10 protein-coding genes and 1 pseudogene are annotated in these 8516 nt (G+C 64.0%); 1 reads left to right on the plus strand and 10 read right to left on the minus strand.

What is annotated here, in order from left to right:
- The 6 genes and pseudogenes from WBB85_RS11775 to WBB85_RS11800 form a co-directional block, all read right to left on the minus strand.
- Window positions 1-324 (minus strand): annotated as a pseudogene (locus WBB85_RS11775) (ABC transporter permease); the annotation flags it as partial.
- Complete coding sequence (locus WBB85_RS11780) at window positions 324-1901, minus strand: ABC transporter ATP-binding protein (protein WP_432638804.1); 1578 nt, start codon at window positions 1899-1901, stop codon at window positions 324-326. The pseudogene WBB85_RS11775 and the gene WBB85_RS11780, both read right to left, overlap by 1 nt.
- A gap of 8 nt (window positions 1902-1909) precedes the next feature.
- Window positions 1910-2902 (minus strand): BMP family lipoprotein, encoded by a 993-nt coding sequence (locus WBB85_RS11785; RefSeq protein ID WP_432638805.1) that lies wholly within the window; start codon window positions 2900-2902, stop codon window positions 1910-1912.
- A 146-nt stretch (window positions 2903-3048) separates the two neighbouring features.
- The gene (gene rimI, locus WBB85_RS11790; protein ID WP_432638806.1) at window positions 3049-3486 is read right to left on the minus strand and encodes a ribosomal protein S18-alanine N-acetyltransferase; all 438 of its coding nucleotides are present in this window, start codon (window positions 3484-3486) and stop codon (window positions 3049-3051) included.
- Window positions 3483-4088 carry a tRNA (adenosine(37)-N6)-threonylcarbamoyltransferase complex dimerization subunit type 1 TsaB gene (tsaB, locus tag WBB85_RS11795; RefSeq protein WP_432638807.1) on the minus strand — a complete coding sequence of 202 codons (606 nt, stop codon included), beginning with the start codon at window positions 4086-4088 and terminating at the stop codon, window positions 3483-3485. Before tsaB ends, rimI begins: the two co-directional genes overlap by 4 nt.
- Window positions 4078-4638, minus strand: coding sequence for a NifU family protein (locus tag WBB85_RS11800; RefSeq protein ID WP_432638808.1), 561 nt, complete (start codon window positions 4636-4638; stop codon window positions 4078-4080). The genes tsaB and WBB85_RS11800 overlap by 11 nt, the downstream gene beginning before the upstream one ends.
- A gap of 134 nt (window positions 4639-4772) precedes the next feature.
- On the opposite strand from WBB85_RS11800, the gene WBB85_RS11805 reads away from it, so the two are divergent.
- Window positions 4773-5609 (plus strand): EamA family transporter, encoded by an 837-nt coding sequence (locus WBB85_RS11805; protein ID WP_432638809.1) that lies wholly within the window; start codon window positions 4773-4775, stop codon window positions 5607-5609.
- A gap of 52 nt (window positions 5610-5661) precedes the next feature.
- Here WBB85_RS11805 and WBB85_RS11810 read toward each other — a convergent pair whose 3' ends face one another.
- The 4 genes from WBB85_RS11810 to WBB85_RS11825 all read right to left on the minus strand — a co-directional run.
- Complete coding sequence (locus WBB85_RS11810) at window positions 5662-6363, minus strand: CDP-alcohol phosphatidyltransferase family protein (protein WP_432638813.1); 702 nt, start codon at window positions 6361-6363, stop codon at window positions 5662-5664.
- Between the two features lie 39 nt (window positions 6364-6402).
- A complete protein-coding gene (locus tag WBB85_RS11815) occupies window positions 6403-7332 on the minus strand; it encodes a tyrosine recombinase XerC (protein ID WP_432638810.1) in 930 nt (309 codons plus the stop codon).
- Window positions 7333-7341: 9 nt separating this feature from the next.
- On the minus strand, window positions 7342-8049 hold the full coding sequence (locus tag WBB85_RS11820; protein WP_432638811.1) for a DUF484 family protein: 708 nt from the start codon (window positions 8047-8049) through the stop codon (window positions 7342-7344).
- A gap of 185 nt (window positions 8050-8234) precedes the next feature.
- On the minus strand, window positions 8235-8516 hold a 282-nt coding region (locus WBB85_RS11825), incomplete at its 5' end, for a transaldolase family protein (protein WP_432638812.1).

Raw genomic sequence — 8516 nt, forward strand, 5'->3', positions numbered from 1 at the left:
CGTCCAGTGCGGCCAGGGGATGAAAAGGCAGACGAGCGCGACGCCGAGCCCGCCAAGCTGGGCCTGCCCCTCGCCGCCGATATTGAACAGGCTGGCATGGAAGGCGACGGTCACCGCAAGGCCGGTGAACATGAAGCTGGTGGCGTAATAGAGCGTGTAGCCCCAGCCATAGGCCGAGCCCAAGGCCCCCGTCACCATCGTCCGCAAAGCCTCCATCGGGCTCTGGCCGATGGCGAGGATGACGAGGGCCGAGATGATGCCCGCCAGAAGCAGGCTGATGAGCGGGACAAGCACGAGATCGGCCCAGCGCGGCAATCTGGTCATCACGCGGCCTCCCCGGTCTTGCCGTTGGTGATCCCGGCCATGAGAAGGCCAAGCTCACGTTCATTGGTTTCATCGGGCAGGCGTTCGCCCATGATCTGACCGTCGAACATCACCGCGATGCGGTCTGACAGGCTCATGATCTCATCCAGTTCGACGCTGACCAGCAGCACCGCCTTGCCCGCGTCGCGTAACTCCACGATGCGCTTGTGGATGAATTCAATCGCACCGATATCGACGCCGCGTGTCGGCTGGCCGACCAGCAAGAGGTCCGGGTTCCGCTCAATCTCGCGTGCAAGGATGATCTTTTGCTGGTTGCCGCCCGAGAAACTTTTGGCCGACAGCGTCGGAATCGGCGGGCGGACATCAAAGCGTTCCATCTTGCCCTTGGTATCCTCAAGGATGGCGTCATTGTCCATCAGCCAGCGGTTCTTCTGATAGGCGGGGTCGTGGTGATAGCCGAAGGCGGTGTTTTCCCAGGCCGAGAAATCCATGATCATGCCCAGATGCTGACGGTCCTCGGGCACATGGGCGATGCCGCGCGCGCGGCGCGACTGGCCGTCGGAATGCTGGCCGGTCAGGTCGATCTCATCGCCGTTCAGCCGGACCCGGCCCGTGCCACGGGCAATGCCACCGAGCACTGCCAGAAGTTCGGACTGGCCGTTCCCGGCGACGCCCGCAATGCCAAGAATTTCGCCCGCGCGGATATTAAGCGAAACACCTTTCAGCCGCTCGACCTTGTCTTCGTCCACGACGCGCAGATTTTCGACCTCCAGCACCATCTTGCCGGGCTGGGCGGGCGTTTTCGCGACATCCAGCAGCACCTTGCGCCCGACCATCAGTTCGGCCAGTTCCTCGGGGCTGGTTTCGGCGGTTTTCACTGTCGCGGTCATCTCACCTCGCCGCATCACGCTGACCGTGTCGGTGATCTCCATGATCTCGCGCAGCTTGTGGGTGATCAGGATGATCGTCTTGCCCTGTTCGCGCAGGTTTTTCAGGATGCGGAACAGGTGGTCGGCCTCAGCCGGTGTCAGAACACCTGTGGGTTCATCGAGGATGAGGATATCGGCGTGGCGGTAAAGCGCCTTGAGGATCTCGACCCGCTGCTGGTGGCCGACGCTGAGTTCTTCGATCACCTCGTCGGGATCGACGTCAAGTTCGTATTCATGCGCCAGTTCGCCCAGCACCTTGCGGGCCTTGGCCAGCGAGGGGCGCAATAGCGGGCCATCCTCGGCGCCAAGGATGACGTTTTCGAGGACGGAAAAATTCTGCACCAGCTTGAAATGCTGGAACACCATGCCAATCCCGGCGCGGATCGCGGCCTGGCTGTCGGGGATGGCGGTGGGGCTGCCGTTAATCAGGATCTGGCCTGAATCGGCCTTGTAAAAGCCGTAGAGGATCGACATCAGCGTGGATTTGCCCGCGCCGTTTTCGCCGATGATGCCGTGGATCGTGCCCTTGGCCACGCGGATCGAGATATCCTTGTTGGCCTGAACCGGACCGAAGGATTTCGATATCCCGCGAAGTTCGATGGCCGGAGCGGCAGTTGCCTGCCGCCCCTCTTCTTTGCCCCCCGCCATCGTGCTGCTCAGTTCACGGGGCAGCTGTCGTCGGTCATGTAGTCATGGACCGCAATTTCGCCCGAGGTGATCTTGGCAGCGGCGTCATCGACGGCGGACTTCATCTCATCCGAAACCAGTGCGGCGTTGTTGTCGTCCAGCGCATAGCCGACACCGCCCGAGGCGAGGTCCATGATCTGAACGCCGCCTTCGACATCCGTACCGGCCTTGAACGCCTCATAGACGGCATTGTCGACGCGCTTCAGCATCGAGGTCAGAACCTGGCCCGGATGCAGGTGGTTCTGGTTGCTGTCAACGCCGATCGAGAGGATGCCCTCATCGGCGGCGGCCTGAAGCACGCCGATGCCGGTGCCGCCCGCAGCGGCATAGATCACGTCGGCACCTTGCGATTTCTGGGCCTTGGCGATCTCGCCGCCCTTCACGGGGTCGTTCCATGCGGCCGGGGTTGAACCGGTCATGTTCTGGATCACGGTCGCGTCGGCATTCGCGGCTTTAACACCCTGCACATAGCCGCAGGCGAATTTGCGGATCAGCGGCACATCCATGCCACCGATGAAGCCGACCGTGCCGGATTTTGACGCCATCGCGGCCATCATGCCCACAAGATAGCTGCCCTCATGTTCGGCGAAGGCGATCTGGCGCACATTCGGAAAATCGAGCCAGTCGACATCGATGATCACGAACTTGGTGTCGGGAAAGTCGGGCGCGACCTGGCCCAGAACATCGCCAAAGGCAAAGCCGGTCATGACGATCGGATTGGCACCCGATTCCGCCAACCGCCTGAGCGCCTGTTCGCGCTGCGCCTCGGACTGCATTTCCAGTTCCTTATAGGTGCCGCCGGTTTCGGCCTTCCACTTCTCGGCGCCGTTATAGGCGGCCTCGTTGAACGACTTGTCGAATTTGCCGCCGAGGTCATAGATGATCGCGGGATCGGCGGCCGCAACGCCGGCCGTAAGCGCGAGCGTCGCGGCCGCGCCGAGGAATGTCTTCATGAGGGTCATGGATCGCTCCCAGTTTGGTTTTACATATCCGCATCCTGAAATCCGGCCATGGGCCGGTTGCGCGCGGATTGCATCCGATTAGGGCGGATGCGCGGGGGGCGGTCAATAGCTATTTGGGGTGACGGCGGGTCGGTTTGACCTTTCGGTCAGAGTTTTTCTTCCGCCGGGGGCAGGGGCCGGGACAGGATAAGCGCATCGACCGGATTTCCCCCGTTCGTCGTGTAGTAGTGCCGCCTGCGTCCGGTTTCGGCGAATCCCGCCCGGGCATAAAGTGTGCGCGCCGCGAGGTTGTCGGCAGCGACTTCGAGAAAGGCCGTTGCGGCACCGCGCGCGCGGGCCTCGCCGAGGAAGGTGGCGACAAGGTTGGTGCCGAGGCCCTGCCCACGGATGTCGGGCAGGACGGCGACGGTCAGAACTTCGGCCTCGTCGGCGATTGCCCGGCCGATAAGAAAGCCGCCCGGTTCGGTGATGAGGAAGACCCCAGGTCCGGCCAGAAGATCGGCGATTTCCGCCGCGCTCCATGGCCGGGGCGTGGTGAAGGCGGCGCCATGGATCGCGGCCAGTTCATCCGGTGAGGTGGTCACGGCAGGATGACCGGCGGTGCCTCACGCGGGGGGGCGGCATCGGCGGGGCGGACATAGAGGGGGGCGGGGCGGTCTGGCGCGTCGCGACAGCGGCGGGCGGCGATCTTGGCGACATGCACGGCATGTTGGTCGGCTGACAGGTCATCAAGCCGTAGGACAGGTGTGCCGAGCCCCGCCAGATCCACCTCGGGCAGAAGCGCGGGATCGCCCGGATCTTCGCCCAGGCGCTGGGCATAGACCATGCCGCGCGGGGCCGGAATCACCGCCCAATGTGGGTTTGTATGGTCTGGGGCAGTCGCCTCAAAGCCCGAAACACCGATAGCCGGTATGCCGAGCGACAGCGCGAGCCCGCGCGCGGCGGCGACCGAAATGCGGATGCCGGTGAAGTTTCCCGGCCCGGTGCCGACGCCGATGGCGTCGAGGTCGGACCACGAGCGGCCGGTGTCGCGCAGCATCTCTTCCAGCATCGGCATCAGCTGCTCCGCCTGCCCGCGCCGCATTTCTTCCACCCGCGCGGAGAGGACCGTGTCACCGCAGAGCAAAGCGGCCGCGCAATGCGCGGCCGATGTGTCGAAGGCAAGGATCAGGGCCTCAGGCGGCAACGGGCCGCACCTCGACCACTTCGGGGATGTAGTGCCGCAGTAGGTTCTCGATGCCCATCTTCAACGTCAGCGTGGAGGACGGGCAACCGGCACAGGCACCCTGCATGTGCAGATAGACGATGCCCCGGTCGAAGCCGTGGAAGGTGATGTCGCCGCCATCCTGCGCCACTGCGGGCCGGACGCGGGTGTCGAGAAGTTCCTTGATCTGCTTGACGATCTCGCCATCCGGGCCGTCATGGGCGGCATGGGCGCTTTCGGCCCGCTCGCCTTCGATTACCGGCTGGCCGGATTGGAAATGCTCCATGATCGCGCCGAGGATCGCGGGTTTGATATGGTCCCAGAGCACCGCCTCGGCCTTGGTCACGGTGACGAAATCGGTGCCGAGAAACACGCCCGTCACGCCTTCGACCGCGAAGATGCGCTTGGCCAGCGGTGATTTGTCTGCCGTGTCCGCCTGCGGGAAATCCGCCGTGCCGGTGCCAAGGACGGTCTGGCCGGGCAGGAATTTCAGCGTCGCAGGGTTCGGTGTGGATTCGGTCTGGATGAACATGGGGGCAGCCTCCGTTGCGCATCTGATATGCGCCCCCAAGGGGGTCAAGTCAAGGATTGGAATGATTCTAAACTGGGCCGCTTGTGGCCGCCGCGCCCCGTGGTTACGAGGTGTGGCGTGGGGAGGGGCCGTGGATGAGCCTTGTCGTTTTCCTGTCGGTTCTGGGCGCGGCCCTGCTGCACGCGAGCTGGAATGCGCTGGTGCGGGTCGGTGCGAGCCGGGTTGGCACGATGATGGTGCTGTCGGGCGTGCAGGGGATGATCGGCCTTGTGATTGCGCTGACGATGGACTGGCCCAGCGCGGCGGTCTGGCCCTGGCTGATCGCCTCGGGCGTCATCCATTCGGCCTACAAGATCTTCCTGACCTTCGCCTACGAACATGGTGATCTGAGCCGGGTCTATCCGCTCGCGCGCGGCACCGCGCCGATGATCACGCTGATGGTCGGTGCGGTCTGGCTGGGCGAGGCGGTGGCGGCGAATGAAACGGCGGGGATCGTTGTGCTGGGCGCGGGCATCCTTGCGCTGGCGCGCGGGGTCTGGACCTCGGGCGAATCGCGGCGGATGCTGCCCTATGCCTTCGGTGCCGCCTGCGCCACGGCGGGCTACACCGTCGTTGACGGGTTGGGCGCGCGGGTGGCGGCGGATGCGGCCCTGTTCGTCGCGTGGCTCTTCGTGCTGGACGGGATCATCTTTGCCATTGTGATTCTGGCACTCAGAGGACGCGGATCTTTGCCCAAGGGATGGCGGGTCTGGACGGCGGGCTGTATCGGGGCGGCGGCGTCCTATGGCTCCTACGCGGTCGCTGTCTGGGCGATGACGCTGGCGCCGATCGCGCTGGTGGCCGCACTCAGAGAGACCTCGATCCTCTTTGGTGTCCTGATAGGATGGCTTTTCTTCAGTGAGAGAATGAGCCGGGGCAAGGTCTTTTCGGTGGCGTTAATCGCGACGGGTGTGGTTCTGACGCGTCTATGAGGGAATACGATTTTTCGTCGAAAAATCGGCGGATTTTCGAAGAAAATCCGTGTCAGGCTTCACCATCCCGTACAGGCAGCAATTGCTGGGCAATTCCGGCGAGCAGGAGATAGATCGACGTGATCGCCAGCCCCCAATGCGCCAGTTCCCCCGGCGCAAAATCGACCCAGGCCGCACGTCCGGCGAAGACGACCCAGGCCAGTGCAACCGGCAGGGTTATCCAGCGCCAGCGTTCGGTGCGCACGGGGTGGACGAATTTCAGATTGGTGAACATCGAGGCCGCGAGGGCCACGATGATCGCGGTCATCAGGTAGAAGTTCGGCTCCAGCGCAAACAAGACCAGCACCACCATGTTCCAGCAGGCCGGGAACCCGGCAAAGGAGTTGTCCGTCGTCTTCATCCGCGTATCGGCGAAGTAGATGACGCTGGAATAGGTGATGACGATGATCGCGAGCCAGCCGGTCCAGCCGGGCAGGAGCCCCGAATGGAAGAGGGCGAAGGCGGGAATGAAGACATAGGTCAGATAGTCGATGATCAGGTCCAGCAGGACACCGTCATAGGTCGGCCAGTTCGACTTGACGTGGTAGTGTCGCGCCAAGGGGCCGTCGATACCGTCGACGATGAAGGCCACTACGAGCCAGAGGAACATCAAGCTCCACTTGCCCTCGGCGGCCGCAAGCATGGCCAGCATCGACAGGACAGCCCCGGTCGCGGTGAAAAGATGGACGCAAAGCGCCTTGATCTGGGGCGTCATGAGTGTCGGCATCCTTTCCGCCGTTGCCGCCGCCTGTCGTCAGGCGCGCGGATGGGCCTCTTCGTAAATCTCCATCAGCCGGGCGCTGTCAACCGCCGTATAGGCCTGCGTTGTCGACAGCGAGGCATGGCCGAGCAATTGCTGGATCGCGCGCAGGTCGCCGCCAGCCGCCAGAAGATGGGTGGCAAAGCTGTGCCGCATCGCATGCGGTGTGGCAGAAGCGGGCAGGCCCAGCCCGGCGCGTGTCTTTTCCATCGCTCCGGCGATCAGACGCGGGTTCAGCGGCCCGCCCCGCGCGCCGCGAAAAAGCGCCTTGTGGGGCTCCTCGGCAATCGCCATCGGGCAGAGATCGACATAGCGCTGAACCGCCTTTCGCGCGGCTGGCAGGACGGGGACGACACGCTCCTTATCCCCCTTGCCGCGAATGCGCAGGGTCTCGGGCAGGGGATGATCGGTACCGGTCAGGCTCAGCGCCTCGGATATCCGCAAGCCGCAGCCATAAAGCAGGGTCACCACCGCGATGTCGCGGGCCGCAACCCAGTCTTCGCGGGCGTAGCTGCCAACCTGGTCGATGACATCCCGTGCCGCGCTTTCCGTCAGTGGGCGCGGCAGCTTGCGCTGGAACTTCGGGGCCCGTGCGGCAAGGATCGCGGTCGGGTCGAACCCGTCGCGTTCCGCCAGCCAGCGGGTGAAGCTTTTTACCGCCGAAAGGCTGCGGGCGAGCGAGCGGGACGCGGTGCCGCGTCCGCGTTCATGCGCCATCCAGGCCCGCATGTCCGATTGCGTGATCCGCGCCAGCCGCGCCGGGCCGATGCTGTCGCCGCCATGCTCTGCCTGAAAGGCAAGAAAACCGGTGACATCGGTCCGATAGGCCTTGAGCGTATTGGCCGCCGCCCCGTCGAGTGCGGCCAGCCGCTCAAGCCAGTGGCCGAGTGCGTCGCGCAGGGCGGGAGAGAGGGCGAGGCTCATCGCCCCGGCTCAGGCCAGCCAGCGGCGCATGGCCCGTTCGAACGCGCTGGCGAAGAAGGTCAAAAGGTCTGTGCCCTGATTGGAGCGGAAGAGATGCGGGTCTTCGGAGCCAAGCGCCAGAATGCCGGGCAGACGTCCGGCGCCGAGATCGAGCCTGAGTGCGGCCTCGGACCGGACCCACGCGCCTGACTCGCCATAGATCGTCGACTGATCCGGCTGTGTCTGGCGCAGCACGACCGGGCGGGCCTGCGACGACCGCCCCCCGGACATATAGGCGTCGACAAAGCCCGGTTCGACCACGCAGAGGACGTTGTTCAGCCGATCCGCGACAGGATCGGGGGCGGTTTGCGCCGTCTCAAGCACCAGCCGGACGCAATCGACCCGCAGGATCTGCGCGACGTCCTGACCGAGATTGAGCAGGAAATCCTCAAATTCAGCCGGTTCCAGCATGCTGAGGATCGCCCGATGAATCTGATTGGTTCCGGCGAGGTTTTCGTAAGCTGCTGCGATGACCGAGCGGTGGGTGTCCTCCAACCGGTCCAGCCGCGCCTCAAGCCGTTCCATCGCGATCCCGCGCAGGTCGACGATATTGGCCCCCATCGCGCGTTCATTGGCGCGGATCAGCGCCTTCATCAGGTCGCGATCCTCAAGGATCACTTCCGGCTCGGCCAGAAGCTTGTCCCTGATATCGTTCGCGATGGTTGCCGTATCGGCCATGACTGCCCCCGGAAAGACTTTTGCGTTTTGTCGGAGCTTAGCAGGCTCCGCGCGGCTTTTCCCGCTTTTTTTGGCAAGAAATGGATTTGAAACAGAGTGTTGCCGGAACGAATCAAATCGCCCGCCCGGTCGATGCGGATCATGGGGCAGGCAGCGCGGTATGGGCGCGCCGCCTGCGTCCCGGATCAGAGGATCTTCTGGCCGGTTTTGGCCCAGTCCTTCAGGAACTGGTCGAGGCCCTTATCGGTCAGGATATGGTTGGCCATCGACTTGATCACGCTCGGCGGCGCGGTCATCACATCAGCGCCGATCCGGGCGCATTCGATCGCGTGATTCACCGACCGGATCGACGCGGCGAGGATTTCCGTGCGGAAATCGTAGTTGTCATAGATCTGGCGAATATCGGCGATCAGCTCCATCCCGTCGAGATGGATGTCATCAAGCCGCCCGATGAAGGGCGAGATGAA

The organism is Albidovulum sp., from assembly GCF_049646345.1.
In the GTDB taxonomy this organism is placed as follows: Bacteria; Pseudomonadota; Alphaproteobacteria; order Rhodobacterales; family Rhodobacteraceae; genus Albidovulum.

What these genes read in the sequence shown, in the direction of transcription:
- WBB85_RS11780 (WP_432638804.1), bottom strand. Translation starts at nt 1,901, where the DNA reads ATGGCGGGGGGCAAAGAAGAGGGGCGGCAGGCAACTGCCGCTCCGGCC.
- WBB85_RS11805 (WP_432638809.1), top strand. Translation starts at nt 4,773, where the DNA reads ATGAGCCTTGTCGTTTTCCTGTCGGTTCTGGGCGCGGCCCTGCTGCAC.
- WBB85_RS11810 (WP_432638813.1), bottom strand. Translation starts at nt 6,363, where the DNA reads ATGACGCCCCAGATCAAGGCGCTTTGCGTCCATCTTTTCACCGCGACC.
- WBB85_RS11815 (WP_432638810.1), bottom strand. Translation starts at nt 7,332, where the DNA reads ATGAGCCTCGCCCTCTCTCCCGCCCTGCGCGACGCACTCGGCCACTGG.
- WBB85_RS11800 (WP_432638808.1), bottom strand. Translation starts at nt 4,638, where the DNA reads ATGTTCATCCAGACCGAATCCACACCGAACCCTGCGACGCTGAAATTC.
- WBB85_RS11785 (WP_432638805.1), bottom strand. Translation starts at nt 2,902, where the DNA reads ATGACCCTCATGAAGACATTCCTCGGCGCGGCCGCGACGCTCGCGCTT.
- WBB85_RS11820 (WP_432638811.1), bottom strand. Translation starts at nt 8,049, where the DNA reads ATGGCCGATACGGCAACCATCGCGAACGATATCAGGGACAAGCTTCTG.